This window comes from Streptomyces sp. NPDC048248 (assembly GCF_043201875.1).
GTDB lineage: Bacteria > Actinomycetota > Actinomycetes > Streptomycetales > Streptomycetaceae > Streptomyces.
Genome location: NZ_JBICZL010000004.1, coordinates 365,722 through 381,137, shown reverse-complemented (window position 1 = coordinate 381,137; position 15,416 = coordinate 365,722). Strand labels below are relative to the sequence as shown.

Here is a 15,416-nt window from a genome sequence, read left to right as displayed (position 1 = left end):
CGGAAGTCCTACGCTGGTCCCGGCACCGGCGCGGGGAGGCGGCAGGCTGTGGACTGGTTCTGGTGGGTCTTCATCTTCTTCATGGCGGGCGGCTTCGCGAAGGTGGCGGACACCGCCCGTACGGCACTGCGCACCCGCCACGAACGCAAGATGGAGCGGCTGGAGGGCGCCCGCCGGGAGCGGCTGGAGCTCGCGGCGGCCCACAAGCAGCCGGAGCCGGTGTGCGGTTGCACCCACCACCTCGCCAAGCACGACAAGCGCGGCAAGTGCCATGAGCTGGTCGAGAGGGCGGTCGCCTGGGACGCGGACCGCACACCGGTGCAGTACGAGGCCGGGCAGTGCACCTGCCAGCAGTACGTCGGCCCGCAGCCGCTCTCCCAGATCTACGCCGAGGACCTCACCGACCTGGCCTGAGCGGGCTGCCCCAGCAGCATGGTGGGGGCCCCGGCCACCCGGGTGAGGAAGATCGTGCAGGACTTCCCGCCGCCACCGAGCTTCAACTTCTTGCGCAGCTCCTCCGGTTCGACGGCCGAGCCGCGCTTCTTGATCACTGCGATGCCCACCTCGCGCTCCCGCAGCAGCGCCTTGAGCTTCTTGAGGTTGAACGGCAGCACGTCCGTGATCGCGTAAGCGGTCGCGTACGGCGTCCCGGTCAGCCGGTCCGCGGTGATGTACGCGATCGTCGGGTCGATCAGCCGCCCGCCGACCTGACGGGCGACATCGGCGACGAGATGGGCCCGGATGACCGCGCCGTCCGGCTCGTACAGCCAGTCCCCGACCGGGCCCGGCTCGGGGTCGGGCAGATCCGCACCGAGCAGGGAGCCACCGGAGGGCAGCAGGGTGGCGCGGCGCGCGCCGGGGGCGAGCGCGGGCGCGGAGCCGGGCGGCGTCGTCCCGAACCACAGGACGGCCTCCTTCACCTCGCCGGAGTCGGAGATCCACTCCGTCTCGGCGTCGGCCGGCAGCGCGTCGTGCGGCACACCGGGGGCGATCTTCAGCGCTGCGAACGGCGCCGCGCGCGCCGCCTCGACGGCCCACGACAGCGGCGGCGAGTACGCCTCCGGATCGAAGATCCGCCCGCCGCGCACCCGGCTCCTGCGGGCCGGGTCCACGAACACCGCGTCGTATCCGGCGGTGGACACCTCGGTGACGTCGGCGCACCGCACCTCGATCAGCTCCGCCAGGCCCAGCGCCTCGGCGTTCGCCCGGGCCGCGGCGCAGGCCAGGGGGTCGCGGTCGACCGCGAGGACAGAGATCCCGGCCCGCGCCAGGGCGATGGCGTCGCCGCCGATGCCGCAGCAGAGGTCGGCCAGGGTGCGGATGCCCAGCGCGGCGAGCCGGGCGGCGCGGTGTGCGGCGACCGTCGCGCGGGTGGACTGCTCGACGCCGTTGGGCGTGAAGTACATCAGCTGCGCGTCCGCCCCGAACTTCGCCGCCGCCCGCTGCCGCAGCCGTGCCTGCCCGAGGGCGGCGGAGACCAGCGGCGCGGGATGGTCGCGCCGCAGCCGGGTCGCGGCCGCCAGTTCGTGGGCCGGATCGTGGTCACGCAGCGCGGTCAGCAGCGCCTGTCCCTCGGGGGCCAGGAGCGCGGAGAAGGTGTCGAGGTCGGTCACCTTCCCCATTGTGGGCCAGCCGGTGGACCGCGCCGCGTGCCGGTCGGCGGCGCCGTCGCGGCGGCCGGCCGCACTGCCAGAATCCGGCGTCATGCAGCTTGTCGGACTTCTGCGGGGCAGACCGGTCCGGGACGCGGTGGTGTGGTGCGTGCTCGGTGTGGCGGCCGGCTACGGCGCGGTGGCCGGCGGGGGAGGGCAGGACGACGAGCCGGTCCACGGTTCCGGTATCGCCGCCCCGGCCGCCGGTGCGGCTCTCGGCCCGGCCCGCGGGCAGGAGGGCGCACACGCCCGCCGGGCGGCGGTGGCCCGGCGGTGGGGCCTGGCGGCGCCGCCGCTCCGTGCTCCGAAGCCGCCGAGCGAGAAGCCGGACCTGGCCCGCGAGTCGCGAGCCGGCGGCCGCGACCTGCCGGCCGTCGTCTCCCGGGTGCCGACCGATCAGCGGGTGGTCTTCCTGACGATCGACGACGGGGACGACAAGGACCCCGAGTTCGTGCGGATGATGCGCGAACTCGACGTCCCCTACAGCGCGTTCCTCAGCCACTACCTCGCCAAGGAGGACTACGGCTACTTCCGCGGCATGCACAAGCTCGGCGCCGGGCTGCACAACCACACCCTGAACCACCCCTTCCTGCCGGGGCTTGACGCGGCAGGACAGCGCAAGGAGATCTGCGGGCAGCAGCGCAACCTGCGGCGCGAGACGGGCCGGCGGCCGCGGCTGTTCCGTCCGCCGTACGGCGAGTACACCGCGCAGACCCTGCGCATCGCGCGCTCCTGCGGCATCCGGGTCGTACCGCTGTGGACGCAGGAGGCCTTCCCCGACCGGATGGACCACGGCGGGGCGGACGGGCGGCTGCACCCGGGCGACATCATCCTGACCCACTTCCGGGGCCGCGGGGACTGGCCGGGTTCGATGCCCGACGTGGCGCGCAGGGTGCTGCGTACGGCCACCGAGCAGGGGTTCGCCCTCGCCCGGCTGGAGGACTACGTCTGAGCGGGGCCGGGCTACCTGCGCCGCCGCCGCGACCTGCCGGCACCCGGGCCCACCGGCTCACGCCGGCGCTGGGCGGTGTCGCTGATCCGCAGCAGCAGCGCGATCATCATCCAGTTCGCGACCAGTGACGAGCCGCCCTTGGCGAGGAAGGGCAGGGCCTTGCCGGTCAGCGGGATCAGGCCGGTGACGCCGCCGGAGACGACGAAGACCTGGAGCACGAGCGCCCCGGAGAGCCCGACCGCCAACAGCTTGCCGAACGGGTCGCGGGCGGTGAGCGCGACCCGCAGGCCGCGCTGGGCGAGCAGCGCGTACAGCAGCAGCACGGCCATCACCCCGGCCAGGCCGAGCTCCTCACCGACCGTGGTGAGGATGAAGTCGCTGTTACCGGCGAAGCCGACCAGTTCCGGGTGCCCGCGACCCAGGCCGCTGCCGCCGATGCCGCCGCTGCCGAAGCTGAACAGTGCCTGGGCGGCCTGGTCCGAGATCAGACCCGGCGGCCGCTCGGACTCCGGCAGGAAGATGTCCATGGGATGCAGCCAGGCCATGATCCGGCCCTTGACGTGCGGTTCGACGGAGCCGACGACGGCCGCGCCGACCGAGGCCATGGCCAGGCCGCAGAGCACCCAACTGGTGCGCTCGGTGGCCATGTAGAGCATGATCACGAATACGCCGAAGAAGATCAGCGAGGTGCCCAGGTCACGCTCGAAGACCAGCACCAGGAGGCTGATGACCCAGATGGTGAAGATCGGCGCGAGCTGCCGGCCCGGCGGCAGCTGCACCCCCATGACGCGGCGTCCGGCCAGCGCCAGCGCATCGCGGTTGACGGTGAGATAGCCCGCGAAGAACACCGAGATCATGATCTTCACGAACTCGCCGGGCTGCAGGGACAGCGGCCCCAGCAGGATCCAGCGCTTGGCCCCGTACATGTCGGCGCCGAAGAAGGCCGGTGCCATCAGCACGACCATCGCGACCACCATCGTCAGATAGATGTAGCGCTGCAGGATCCGGTGGTCGCGCAGGAGCACCAGGATGCCGATGCAGACCGCCACGCCGATCACAGTCCACACCAGCTGACCGTCCGCCGCCTGGGCGGTCTTCAGGCGGGGGTCCGCGGCGTAGGTGATGTCCAGGCGGTGGAGCAGGACGAGGCCGAGACCGCTCAGCAGGGTGGCCAGCGGCAGGATCAGCGGATCGGCGCGCGGGGCGAAGCGGCGGATCACCAGATGCGGGATCAGCGCCACGAAGAACATGGTGGCGGCGAACGGGGCCAGGCCCTCGGGCGGCCGGCCGGTCATCGCCAGACCGGTGGAGAGGTAGCCGAACACCGCTATCAGCACGACGAAGCCCAGCAGCCACGCCTCGGTCCTGCGGCGGTCCGGCGCCTGGGCGAGCGCGGCGAAGGTCATCGTGCGCTCGGCGTCGCTCTCGGGCTCACCCGCCGCCCGGGGCGCGCTGGTCGGTCCACGCACGGTTTCCTCCGCCATCGGTTGTCGGAGCCGCGGCCCGGACGGAGCCGTCGGGGCTGTTCGGAGCTGTCGGGGTGCAGGGCGCGGACTCAGCAGTCGAGGAGGTAGACGGGGCAGCCGTGGGCGGGGTTGCGGTGGTAGCGGAAGGTGTGGCCGATTCGGTGCGGGACAAGGGCCGGTGAGGGGCGGGCCGGGGCGCGGCCGCCTGCCACAGGGAGGGCCCGCGTCAACCCGTCGTGCGCGACGCGCGCAGCACAACTGGCACTCCGCTTGACCGAGTGCTAACCGCGTCATAGTCTCGGCATTGGCACTCTCCACCGGGGAGTGCCAAACACAGCGACGGGCAGGTCCGGCACCCGCGACGACGGATCCACCTGGTCGCCACCTCAGACAGTTAACCCCGTGAGATCTCCGAAGGGGGAGGTCGGATCGTGACGACCGCCAGCACCAAGGTTGCCATCAAGCCGCTCGAGGACCGCATTGTGGTCCAGCCGCTCGACGCCGAGCAGACCACGGCCTCTGGCCTGGTCATTCCGGACACTGCCAAGGAGAAGCCCCAGGAGGGCGTCGTCCTGGCCGTGGGCCCGGGTCGCTTCGAGGACGGCAACCGTCTTCCGCTCGACGTTTCCGTCGGCGACGTCGTGCTCTACAGCAAGTACGGCGGCACCGAGGTGAAGTACAGCGGCGAGGAGTACCTCGTCCTCTCGGCTCGCGACGTTCTCGCGATCGTCGAGAAGTAATTCACCCAGAATTGCCTAGATCTGCGCCCCTGGTTCCCGCGTCTAAACAACCGGGGCAGGGGCGCAGTTCGTTTGAGCGATAGCGGCCACCGCTGCGTGGCCGAGGATCGCAACGAGAGGACTTGAAGCAACCCATGGCGAAGATCCTGAAGTTCGACGAGGACGCCCGTCGCGCCCTCGAGCGCGGCGTCAACAAGCTTGCCGACACGGTCAAGGTGACGATCGGCCCCAAGGGCCGCAACGTCGTCATCGACAAGAAGTTCGGCGCCCCGACCATCACCAACGACGGTGTCACCATCGCCCGCGAGGTCGAGGTCGACGACCCGTACGAGAACCTCGGTGCCCAGCTCGTGAAGGAGGTGGCGACCAAGACCAACGACATCGCGGGTGACGGCACCACCACCGCCACCGTGCTGGCCCAGGCGCTGGTCCGCGAGGGCCTGCGCAACGTCGCCGCCGGCGCCTCCCCGGCCGCCCTCAAGAAGGGCATCGACGCCGCGGTGAAGGCCGTGTCCGAGGAGCTCCTCGCGACCGCCCGCCCGATCGACGACAAGACCGACATCGCCGCCGTGGCCGGCCTGTCCGCGCAGGACAAGCAGGTCGGCGAGCTCATCGCCGAGGCGATGGACAAGGTCGGCAAGGACGGTGTCATCACCGTCGAGGAGTCCAACACCTTCGGTCTGGAGCTGGACTTCACCGAGGGCATGGCCTTCGACAAGGGCTACCTGTCGCCCTACATGGTCACCGACCAGGAGCGTATGGAGGCCGTCCTCGACGACCCGTACATCCTGATCCACCAGGGCAAGATCGGCTCGATCCAGGACCTGCTGCCGCTGCTGGAGAAGGTCATCCAGGCCGGCTCCTCCAAGCCGCTGCTGATCATCGCCGAGGACGTCGAGGGCGAGGCCCTGTCGACCCTGGTCGTGAACAAGATCCGTGGCACCTTCAACGCCGTGGCCGTCAAGGCCCCCGGCTTCGGTGACCGCCGCAAGGCGATGCTCGGCGACATGGCCACCCTCACCGGTGCGACCGTCATCGCCGAAGAGGTCGGCCTCAAGCTCGACCAGGCCGGTCTCGACGTGCTCGGCACCGCGCGCCGCGTGACCGTCACCAAGGACGACACCACCATCGTCGACGGTGGCGGCAACTCCGAGGACGTCGTCGGTCGCGTCAACCAGATCAAGGCCGAGATCGAGTCCACCGACTCGGACTGGGACCGCGAGAAGCTCCAGGAGCGCCTCGCCAAGCTCGCCGGTGGCGTCTGCGTCATCCGTGTGGGTGCGGCCACCGAGGTCGAGCTCAAGGAGAAGAAGCACCGTCTGGAGGACGCCATCTCCGCGACCCGCGCCGCGGTCGAGGAGGGCATCGTCTCCGGTGGTGGCTCCGCGCTGGTGCACGCCGCCAAGGTGCTCGAGGGCTCCCTCGGCAAGGAGGGCGACGAGGCCACCGGTGTCGCCGTCGTCCGCCGCGCCGTCGTCGAGCCGCTGCGCTGGATCGCGGAGAACGCCGGCCTCGAGGGCTACGTCATCACCGCGAAGGTCGCCGAGCAGGACAAGGGCCAGGGCTTCAACGCCGCCACCGGCGAGTACGGCGACCTGGTGAAGGCCGGCGTCATCGACCCGGTCAAGGTCACCCGCTCCGCCCTGGAGAACGCCGCGTCGATCGCGTCGCTGCTGCTCACGACCGAGACCCTGGTCGTCGAGAAGCCGGCCGACGAGGAGCCCGCCGATGCCGGTCACGGCCACGGTCACTCCCACTGACGTCTGACGCGCTGCCGCCCCTGCGGCACTGAAAGGCCCCTGTTCCCGCTCGTGAGCGACGGGAGCAGGGGCCTTCCGCCTTGTCGGCTCCGTTTCGTCGGCTCTCGCCCGGCCGGCCTCGTCGATCGGTCCGGGCGGCGGTCCTGTCGGCCGGTCCCGTCAGCCTGTGAGCTGCCGCATCAGGCCCATCAGGTCCTCGTGCCACCAGCCTTCCTGGATCTTGCCGTCCTTGAACCGGAAGATCGTGGTGCCGGTCATGATGCACTGCCTGCCGGTGGGCGCGATGCCCATGAAGTCGCCCTTGTGGGTGCCGGTCCAGGTCCACAGCGTCACCACGTCGTCGCCCTGGCAGATCTCCCGCTCCAGGCTGAAGGTGAAGTCGAAGGCGGCGCGCCAACCGCTGACGTCGTTGCGGATGTGCTGCGAGCCCACGGTCTCCGTGGGCTTGGCGACGTCGTGGTCGCGGTAGTCGGACGCGAAGATCTCGTCGACGGCGTCGAGGTTGCCGCCGACGGCGACCTCATGAAAGAACCGGCGGGAAGTTGCCTCGTTCAACTGTTCTTCACGGACCACGTCGAGGTCGGTGAAGGTGGGCACCCCGTCGCAGAGCGCCACCATGTCCTGGAAGATCCGCTCCGTCTCCGGCAGCTGGGAATTCTTCATGGCCTCGTCGTACGACGGGAATTCGACGATCTCGACGATGTGGGCGTCGTCGGAGCGGTCCTTGCCGATGAGGCTGTGGGTGGCGGTCCGCTTGCCCTTGGTCTGGTCGACCCATTCGTCCATGAGCCGGTCCATGTCATCGAACCGGTCGGTCTTGAAGTCGATTATCTGTGCGAATCTCATGGTGTCTCCCGGGGTGGCTGGGACACTGCCATTTTAGTGGTTATGGGGCGATTCGAGGCCGCTGCCTTTCGTTCGGATCAGGCCGGTTCGCTGAGCGGTGCCATGCCCCGGGGGCCAGGCAAGATCCAACCGGCTTCGCGGGCACGGCCTAGGCCGAGTGGTGCAGTGACTCGGGGAGCACCGGATGCGCGAAGGGCAGCCCGGACGCGTAGCGCTCCAGCTCGTCCAGGGCCTGGTCGGTCATGCGGTGCAGCTCGGTGCCCAGCGAACCCGCGATGTGCGGCGTCAGCAGGACGTTCGGCAGCTCGTACAAGGGGGAGGCGGCGGGCGGGACTTCGGGGTCGGTGACGTCGAGTACGGCGTTCAGGCGGCCGGAGACCAGCTCCGGCAGGAGCGCCGACTCGTCGACCAGCGAGCCGCGGGAGGTGTTGATCAGGGTCGCGCCGTCCGGCATCCGGGCCAGTTCGCGGGGGCCGAGCAGATGCCGGGTGGCAGGCAGCTCAGGGGCGTGCACGGAGACGATGTCGCTGTCGGCGCAGAGGGCGTCCAGCGGGACGAGCCCGACGCCCAGGGCGGCGGCCTCGGCGGTGTCGACGTACGGGTCGTGCAGCAGGACGCGCAGGTCGAACGGGCGCAGCAGCTCGATGACGCGGCGGCCGATGCGGGAGGCGCCGATGATGCCGATGGTGCGGCGGTAGTTGCCGGCGCCGGCCAGCTCGCGCTGCCAGTCGTGCGGAGCGCGCAGGGCGCGGTGGCGTCGCGCACTGTGCAGCACCTGCTTATTGGCGAGAAGGATCATCGCCAGGGTGTATTCGGCGACGGGCAGGGCGTTGGCGGCGGCCGCGGAGGTGACGGCGATACCGCGGGCCCAACACGCCTCCGTGACATGGTGTTTGACCGATCCGGCGGCGTGGACGACCGCGCGCAGGCGGGGGGCCGCGGACAGTACGCGCTCGGTGAGCCGGGGCGCGCCCCAGCAGGTGAGGAGGACCTCGGCCTCGGCGAGGGCGGCGGCGACCTCCGGCGCCGGGTCGGCCAACTCGTGGGCGACGAGCCGGTGGTCGGTGCGGGCGAGGGCCGCGAGGCGGGTGCGGTGACGCTCCGCGAGGAGCCGTTCGGCGATGCCGGGGCCCATGGACAGCAGCAGGGTGGGCCGGGCGGGCGGGATACCCGCAGGTCCGGGGGCGTTGTCAGTGGTGGGGTGCATGGTGGTACCGGTGCTCCTTCACGGTCGCCCGACGTTCGTCGTCATTTGACGCTGCCGGCGGCGAGGCCGGCCTTCCAGTGTCGCTGGAGGGCGACGAAGGCGATGATCAGCGGGATGACGGCGAGGAGCGATCCGGTGACGACGAGGGGGTAGTAGGACGGCTCGGCACGGGTGTTGCTGTTCCATGCGTACAGGCCGAGGCTGAGCGGGAAGAGCTGCTGGTCGGAGAGCATCACCAGAGGGAGGAAGAAGTTGTTCCAGATGGCCGTGAACTGAAAGAGGACGATGGTCACGAAGCCCGGCATGATCATGCGCAGGCCGATGGACCAGAAGATCCGCAGTTCGCCCGCGCCGTCCATCCGTGCGGCCTCGATCGCCTCGCGGGGAAGGTATCCCGCGCTGAAGACCCGCGCGAGATAGACCCCGAAGGGGTGCGCGAGGACGGGTATCAGCACCGCCCAGTAGGTGTTGACCAGACCGGTCCTGGCGGCGAGCAGGTACAACGGCAGGGCGAGCGCGGTGGTGGGCACCAGCACCCCCAGCAGGACGACGCCGAACAGCTTCTCCTTGCCGGGGAAGGTGTAGACGTCGAAGGCGTATCCGGCGGCCACCGACACCAGCGCGGAGAGCAGTGCGCCGCCGCCCGCGTAGAGCAGGCTGTTGGCGTACCACCGGAAGTAGAGGCCGTCGTGGAAGGACGCCAGCCGGGAGAGGTTGCCGCCGAGGTCGAAGCCCTCGAAGGAGAAGGCGTCACCGGCCAGCAGCCCGCCGGCGTCCTTGGTGGCGGCGGTGACCAGCCACACCAGCGGCAGGAGTGTGTAGACGACGGCGAGGACGAGCGTGCCGTTGACGGCGGCTTTGGACAGCCTGCGGCCGGGGGCCGGGCGAGCGGCTCCGCGCAGGGCCCCGCGGGGCGGCCGTACGGGAGCCGGCCCGGCGGCGAGCGCGGTGTTCCGCTCCGCGAGGCCGGTGGCCGAGCGGGCGGCCGGGGTGTGGCTCATCTGGTCGTCCTGCCCTTCTTCCGGATCTTGGGGGCTTGCCGTGAGAAGCGCGTGACGGCGAAGGACAGCGCCGCCGCGGTGAGCGCGAGCAGCACGGAGGCGGCCGCGGCCAGGCCGTAGTCGTTACGGGTGAAGGCGGCGGCGTAGGCGTACATGTTCGGGGTCCAGGCGGAGTTCAGCGCGGCCGACGAGGCCTGGTTGATGATGAGCGGCTCGGTGAAGAGCTGGAGGGAACCGATCACCGTGAAGAGGGCGACCATCACCACCGAGGAACGGATCAGCGGGATCTTGATGCCGGTCGCGATCCGCCAGGCGCCCGCGCCGTCCACCGTCGCCGCCTCGATCACCGAGCGGTCGATGGCCTGGAGGGCGGCGTAGAAGATCACCATGTTGTAGCCGAGCCACTCCCAGAGCGCGATGTTGACGACGGCGGGCAGTGCGCCGGAGGGGGAGAGGAAGCTGAAGTCCAGGCCCCCTGACCGCAACACGCCGACGACCGGACTGAGTTGGGGCGTGTAGAGGTAGACCCAGATCAGCGCCGCGATGATGCCGGGCACGGCGTGCGGCAGGAACAGAGCGAGCTGGAAGAAGCGCCGGGCGCGTGCCAGGGCCGAGTCCAGCAGCAGGGCGAGCGCCAGCCCGCCGGCCAGCAGCAGCGGGATGTAGAGGGCGCAGTAGCCGAGCAGGACGAGGAACCCGTCGCGGAAAGCCCGGTCGCCCAGCGCGGTGAGGTAGTTGCCCAGTCCGGTGAAGACCGTCCGGGTCCCGCCGAAGCCGAGCCCGGACTGCTGCTCGGTGAAGAGGCTGAGCCACAGCGCGTAGCCGATCGGCAGCACCATCACGACGGTGAAGAGCGCGAAGAACGGGGTCAGCAGGACGGAGACGGCACGGGCCTTGGCGCTCACCGGCCGGCGACCTTCAGGCCGCGCTTGCGCAGCTCCTTCACGGTCGCCTCCTGTGCGGTGCGTACGGCGCCTGCGAGCGTGCCGTCACCGTCCGCGGCCTTGCCGAAGGCGTCCTTGAGCGCGCTGTTGGTGGTGCCGCCGGTCGGGCCCCACGTCCAGTTCCTGCCGATGGCCGCGGCGGCGCCGTCGAAGACGTCGTAGACGTCCTGGCCGCCGTAGAACCGGGTGTCGAACGCCTTCTCCGCGACCGGGCGGAGGGCCGCGGCCGCCGGGTAGGCGCTGGACTCGCCGGAGGAGAGCCGGGCCTTGACGGCGTCCGGGGAGGTGGACATCCACGTCGCGAACTGCACGGCCGCCTCGGCCTGGTCGCTGTCCTTGGTGACCGCCCAGGTGGAGCCGCCGAGCATGCCGCCGGCCGGCTTCCCGTCCCAGGTGGGCACGGGGGCGGCGGCCCACTTGCCGCTCTGGTCGGGGACGAGGCTCTTCAGCACGCCGGCGCCCCAGGACGCGCCGAGGTAGCCGACGGTGTCGCCCTTCTTGAGCGCGTTGGTCCACCCGGGGCTGAAGGAGGTGGCGCTGTTGACCAGGCCGTCGTCGAGCAGGCTCTGCCAGTAGGCGGTGACCTTCTTGGTGGCCGGGTCGGTGGTGTTCACCTTCCAGGCGTCGCCCTGGGTGGCGAACCACTGCGCGCCCGCCTGCCACACCATCGCCTCGAAGGTGGTCGGGTCGTCCGGGAAGAAGGTGCCGATCCGCGCCGTGGGATCGGCCTTTTTGACCGCCGCTGCGGCGGTCCGGAAGTCGTCCCAGGTACGGGGCACCTTGATCTTGTGCTCGGTGAAGAAGTCCTTGCGGTAGTAGTACGTCTGGGGCGCGGCGTCGAAGGGCACCGCCCAGTTCTTGCCGCCGAGCGTGGTCAGTTCCACGGCCTGCGGGAGCAGCTTCTTCTTGAGGTCGTCGTCGACGTACTGGGTGATGTCCTGCAGCGCGCCCTGGCTGACGAATTCCGGCAGCGAGGGGTATTCGATGCTGACCAGGTCGGGGGCGTTGCCGGCCTTGACCGCGTTGGAGATCTTCGCGTAGCCGCCGGCGCCGCCGGAGGGGATCTCCTCGTACGTCACCTCGATGTCGTCGTGGGTGGCGTTGAACGCGTCGACGGTCTGCTGGGTGCCCTTCGTCCAGCCCCAGTAGGTGATCTTCACGGGCCCACCGTCGCCGCCGGCCGCGTCACCGGTGGCGCCACCACAGGCGGTCAGGGCGGCGAGTGCGGCGAGGGCGCCGGATATCGCGAGGGAGGTTCTGCTCCAACTGCGGATCGTGCTGCGGCTCATGGCGTGGCTCCTGGGCTGGCGGCCTGATGGCCTCACGGCCTGACGACCTGACGGTGGAAGGAAAGCGGGAAGCGATCGCGGCGATCCTTGGACGCGTCATGAGCGAAGTCAAGAGCGAACGATTGAATGATCGAAAAACGAACAAGAAGTGAGTGTTCCGGGCCGCGGCGGCGTGCTCGGCCGCCCGGACCGTCAGCCCTGCGTGCGGCTCCCCTCCAGGGGCTCCGGCGCCCCGGCTCCGCACGAGGCCCGCACGCGCAGCCGGGGGAGCAGCGCGAGATGCCGCCGCGCAGCCGGCTCCGCCCCGTCCGCCGCCCGGTCCGCCGGCCTGCCGTGCACCGACCTGCCCCAACGCTCCAGCAGCAACTCGGCTGCCAGCTGCCCCACTTCACGCTTGGGCGGCGCCACCGCGGTCAGCGGCGTGTCCGCGAGCGCCGCCACCTCGTCGTCGTAGGCGACCACGGCCAGATCGCCCGGCACCCGCACGCCCAGCTCCGTCAGCCGCTGCACCAGCTGGATCGCATCCACGTCGTTGTGCACCAGCGCCGCCGTCGCCCGCCCGGACGTCACCGCCGTCCACAGCGCCTGCACACCCCGCTCGAAGCCCGCCGGATCGCGGTCCGCCGGCGCTTCGATCACCGGATGCGGCCACTCCAGCCCCAGGGCACTCAGCGCCTGGTCGTAACCGGCCCGCACCGCCAGCGCCGTGGGGCTGTCCGCACGCGCCACCAGCAAGGGGGCCGTATGCCCCTGCCCCACCAGGTGCCGGAGGGCCAGCAGCACGCCGTGCGCGTGGTCGGAGCACACCCGGTCCAGCCCGGCCAGTGGGCTGCCCGGATCCACCGAGCGTTCCAGAAGGACGGCAGGGGCCGGGAGTTCGCCGATCCAGTCGCCGTGTTCGGCCTGGTCGCCGCGGCCGCGCCAGCCCGGCGCGATCAGCAACCCCTCGGCGCCTGCCGCCAGCAGTCCCTCGGCACGCGCCCGGTCCTCCTCCGGCCGGTAGTCGGAGATCCGCAGGATCAGCCGGGCACCGGCCCGCGCCGCCGCCTCGTGCGCACCGTGGATGACGTCGGCGAAATAGTAGGTGGCCGACGGGGCGAGGAGCCCGAGCACCGGGGCGGTGCCGACGCCGGCCGCCGCCCCTGCGGTGCGCGGCCGGGGCCAGGAAACCGATCCGTGCGCCCGGTCGACCAGGCCCTTGCGGGTGAGCGTCTCGACGTCCCGCCGCACCGTCACCGGCGACACCCCGAGCCGCGCGGCGAGGTCGGTGACCCGGGCCGTGCCCTGCTCCCGTACCAAGGTCAGCAGGCGGTCGTGGCGTTGCACTGCGCTCTCGCGCACGGCGCATTCCCCCTCGCGTATGGCGGCCCCGGGCGGCCGGATGGCGGACGAGCCTAGTCCAGCCCGATCGATCGCAACAGGAATCGATCGTTCGATCCTTTTCTCTTGACGTTCGATCACCCGGCGCTGAAGGATGCCCGCGTCGCCCGGCCGGACACCGCCCTCAGGGGAGCCCATGACCGCACCCTCCAGCCGCAGCCCTCTCCCACCCGCCACGCGCAGCTCCCTCCCGCCCGCCACGGGCAGCTCCCTCCCGCCCGCCACGGGCAGCTCCCTCCCGCCCGCCACGCCCTGCTCGATCCCGTTCCCGCTCCCGCCCGAGGACCGCGACCTCAGCCCGTACACCGGCTGGACCCGCGCCCACTGGGAGGCGGCAGCCGACGGCCTGCTCCGCGCCACCGCGCCGTACGCGTCACCGGGCCACGGCCTGATCGCCCTCCCCGGCGCGCGCCCCAGCTCCTCAGGAACCCGCTCGGACGGTCTGGAAGGCTTCGCGCGGACCTTCCTCCTCGCCGCCCTCCGCGTCGCAGGCAGCGAAGGACACGACCCCGGCAACCACCTCGAACGCTTCGCGGCCGGACTCGCCGCGGGAACCGAAAAGCCCACCGCAGAACGGGAGTTGACGCCGGAAAATCCCGACTCGTGGCCCACGGTCGACGCCGTACGCCAGGCGTACGTGGAAGCCGCCTCCCTCGCCCTCGCCCTGCGGCTGACCCGCCCCTGGCTGTGGGACACCCTCGACGACGCGGTCCGCGCCCGCGTCGTCGACTGGCTGCTGCCCGCGCTCGCCCCGTCGCCCGTCGACAACAACTGGTGGCTTTTCGGCCTGACCGTCGGCGGTTTCCTGCTCGACGCGGGCATCGAGAACGTCCGCGCCCGCGCCGCCGTCGACCGCGCGCTGAACCGCATCGAGGACTGGTACCGCGGTGACGGCTGGTACTCCGACGGGGACAACCGCGCCTTCGAGCACTACAACGCCTGGGCGCTGCACTTCTACCCCGTCCTGCACGCCCACCTCGGCGGCGACGACGCGCTCCTTGCCACTCACGGCCCACGGCTCGCCACCCACCTCGCCGACCACACCCGCCTCTTCGACGCCAACGGCGCCCCGCTGCCCTTCGGCCGCTCGCTCACCTACCGCTTCGCCGCCGCGGCGGCCCCCTGGCTCGGCGCCCTCACCGGGCACACCCCGCTCACCCCTGGTGCCACCCGCCGACTCGCCTCCGGCGCGCTGCGCCATTTCCTCGACCGCGGCGCCGTCGACACGCGCGGCCTGCTGACGCTCGGCTGGTACGGGCCCTACCCGCCCATGCTCCAGAGCTATTCGGGCCCGGCCTCGCCGTACTGGGCGTCCAAGGGTTTCGTCGGTCTGCTGCTGCCCGCCGACCACCCGGCCTGGACGGCCCGCGAGGAGCCACTGCCCGCCGAGACCCGTGACGCCGCGCTGCCCCTCGGCCGGACCGGTCTGCTGGTGCAGTCCACCGTCTCCGACGGCCTGGCCCGCCTGCACAACCACGGCAGCAACTCCGTCCTCGCCGCCCCCGACCCCTACTACGCCCGCTTCGCGTACTCCACGCGCACCGGCCCGACCGCCCCAGAAGCCCCGGCCGACAACCACTTCGCGCTGCTCGTCGACGGGCGGCCCACCACCCGCGGCGATGCCGTCCCGCAGGGCGCAGGACCCGGCTGGGCCGCCTCCACCCACACGCCGCGCCACGCCGACGGCACCGAACTCCCCGGCGTCCGCGTGCTGTCCGCCACCGCAGTCCACGGCCGGACGGAACTGCGCGCCCATCTGGTCACCGGCGCGCCGCCCGGCACCCGGGTACGCCTGACCGGCTGGGCCACCACCCCGGACGGCCCGACCGCCCAACTCCACCCCGTCCACGGCTTCGACGGCCCGCCCGCGGACACGCCGAGCGGCAGCACCCTCATCGGCCCCGGCACCCGCACCGCCGTGCTGGAGGGCACCGTCACGGCCCCCGAGGGCTCCCTCTTCCTGGCCCTGGCCTCGCTGACCGCCGACCCGTCGCCCGCGCCCGTCCACACCCGGGCTGTCGTCCACGTGGCAGCGGATGCACTGCGCGTCACCTGGCACGACGGCACCGGCACCGAAGTCCCCTTCCCGCACCACCCCGACGCGGCAAGGGCCGGTGCTCAGGCCCCTGCGGAGGGGACCTGAGCACCGGCCCTGGAACGAACATCCCGCGCGCAGCCC

At 71.6% G+C, this 15,416-nt stretch carries 13 protein-coding genes; 5 read left to right on the top strand and 8 right to left on the bottom strand.

Annotated features, from left to right (window positions below; genetic code table 11):
- Window positions 1-48 precede the first annotated feature (48 nt).
- Window positions 49-414 (top strand): hypothetical protein, encoded by a 366-nt coding sequence (locus ACGFZW_RS10525; protein ID WP_393892668.1) that lies wholly within the window; start codon window positions 49-51, stop codon window positions 412-414.
- Here ACGFZW_RS10525 and ACGFZW_RS10520 read toward each other — a convergent pair.
- On the bottom strand, window positions 384-1,622 hold the full coding sequence (locus tag ACGFZW_RS10520; RefSeq protein ID WP_393892843.1) for a methyltransferase domain-containing protein: 1,239 nt from the start codon (window positions 1,620-1,622) through the stop codon (window positions 384-386). The genes ACGFZW_RS10525 and ACGFZW_RS10520 overlap by 31 nt on opposite strands.
- An 82-nt stretch (window positions 1,623-1,704) precedes the next feature.
- On the opposite strand from ACGFZW_RS10520, the gene ACGFZW_RS10515 reads away from it, so the two are divergent.
- Window positions 1,705-2,604, top strand: a complete 900-nt coding sequence (locus tag ACGFZW_RS10515; protein WP_393892667.1) for a polysaccharide deacetylase family protein — start codon at window positions 1,705-1,707, stop codon at window positions 2,602-2,604.
- Between the two features lie 11 nt (window positions 2,605-2,615).
- On the opposite strand, the gene ACGFZW_RS10510 is transcribed toward ACGFZW_RS10515, so the two are convergent.
- Window positions 2,616-4,010: an FtsW/RodA/SpoVE family cell cycle protein gene (locus ACGFZW_RS10510; RefSeq protein WP_393892842.1), complete on the bottom strand. Its 1,395-nt coding sequence runs from the start codon at window positions 4,008-4,010 to the stop codon at window positions 2,616-2,618.
- A 491-nt stretch (window positions 4,011-4,501) separates the two neighbouring features.
- Here ACGFZW_RS10510 and groES point away from each other — a divergent pair, with 491 nt between their 5' ends.
- Window positions 4,502-4,810: a co-chaperone GroES gene (gene groES, locus ACGFZW_RS10505; RefSeq protein WP_251419252.1), complete on the top strand. Its 309-nt coding sequence runs from the start codon at window positions 4,502-4,504 to the stop codon at window positions 4,808-4,810.
- Between the two features lie 134 nt (window positions 4,811-4,944).
- The gene (gene groL, locus ACGFZW_RS10500) at window positions 4,945-6,570 is read left to right on the top strand and encodes a chaperonin GroEL (protein WP_393892666.1); all 1,626 of its coding nucleotides are present in this window, start codon (window positions 4,945-4,947) and stop codon (window positions 6,568-6,570) included.
- 159 nt (window positions 6,571-6,729) lie between these two features.
- On the opposite strand, the gene ACGFZW_RS10495 is transcribed toward groL, so the two are convergent.
- The 6 genes from ACGFZW_RS10495 to ACGFZW_RS10470 form a co-directional block, all read right to left on the bottom strand.
- On the bottom strand, window positions 6,730-7,416 hold the full coding sequence (locus tag ACGFZW_RS10495; protein WP_393892665.1) for an ester cyclase: 687 nt from the start codon (window positions 7,414-7,416) through the stop codon (window positions 6,730-6,732).
- A gap of 148 nt (window positions 7,417-7,564) precedes the next feature.
- Window positions 7,565-8,623 carry a hydroxyacid dehydrogenase gene (locus ACGFZW_RS10490; RefSeq protein ID WP_393892664.1) on the bottom strand — a complete coding sequence of 353 codons (1,059 nt, stop codon included), beginning with the start codon at window positions 8,621-8,623 and terminating at the stop codon, window positions 7,565-7,567.
- Between the two features lie 41 nt (window positions 8,624-8,664).
- The gene (locus ACGFZW_RS10485; RefSeq protein WP_393892663.1) at window positions 8,665-9,624 is read right to left on the bottom strand and encodes a carbohydrate ABC transporter permease; all 960 of its coding nucleotides are present in this window, start codon (window positions 9,622-9,624) and stop codon (window positions 8,665-8,667) included.
- A complete protein-coding gene (locus ACGFZW_RS10480) occupies window positions 9,621-10,529 on the bottom strand; it encodes a carbohydrate ABC transporter permease (RefSeq protein WP_393892662.1) in 909 nt (302 codons plus the stop codon). Before ACGFZW_RS10480 ends, ACGFZW_RS10485 begins: the two co-directional genes overlap by 4 nt.
- The gene (locus ACGFZW_RS10475; RefSeq protein WP_393892661.1) at window positions 10,526-11,857 is read right to left on the bottom strand and encodes an ABC transporter substrate-binding protein; all 1,332 of its coding nucleotides are present in this window, start codon (window positions 11,855-11,857) and stop codon (window positions 10,526-10,528) included. The genes ACGFZW_RS10480 and ACGFZW_RS10475 overlap by 4 nt, the downstream gene beginning before the upstream one ends.
- 192 nt (window positions 11,858-12,049) lie before the next feature.
- Window positions 12,050-13,198, bottom strand: coding sequence for a LacI family DNA-binding transcriptional regulator (locus ACGFZW_RS10470; protein WP_393892660.1), 1,149 nt, complete (start codon window positions 13,196-13,198; stop codon window positions 12,050-12,052).
- A gap of 175 nt (window positions 13,199-13,373) precedes the next feature.
- Here ACGFZW_RS10470 and ACGFZW_RS10465 point away from each other — a divergent pair, with 175 nt between their 5' ends.
- Complete coding sequence (locus ACGFZW_RS10465; protein WP_393892659.1) at window positions 13,374-15,380, top strand: DUF2264 domain-containing protein; 2,007 nt, start codon at window positions 13,374-13,376, stop codon at window positions 15,378-15,380.
- Window positions 15,381-15,416 lie beyond the last annotated feature (36 nt).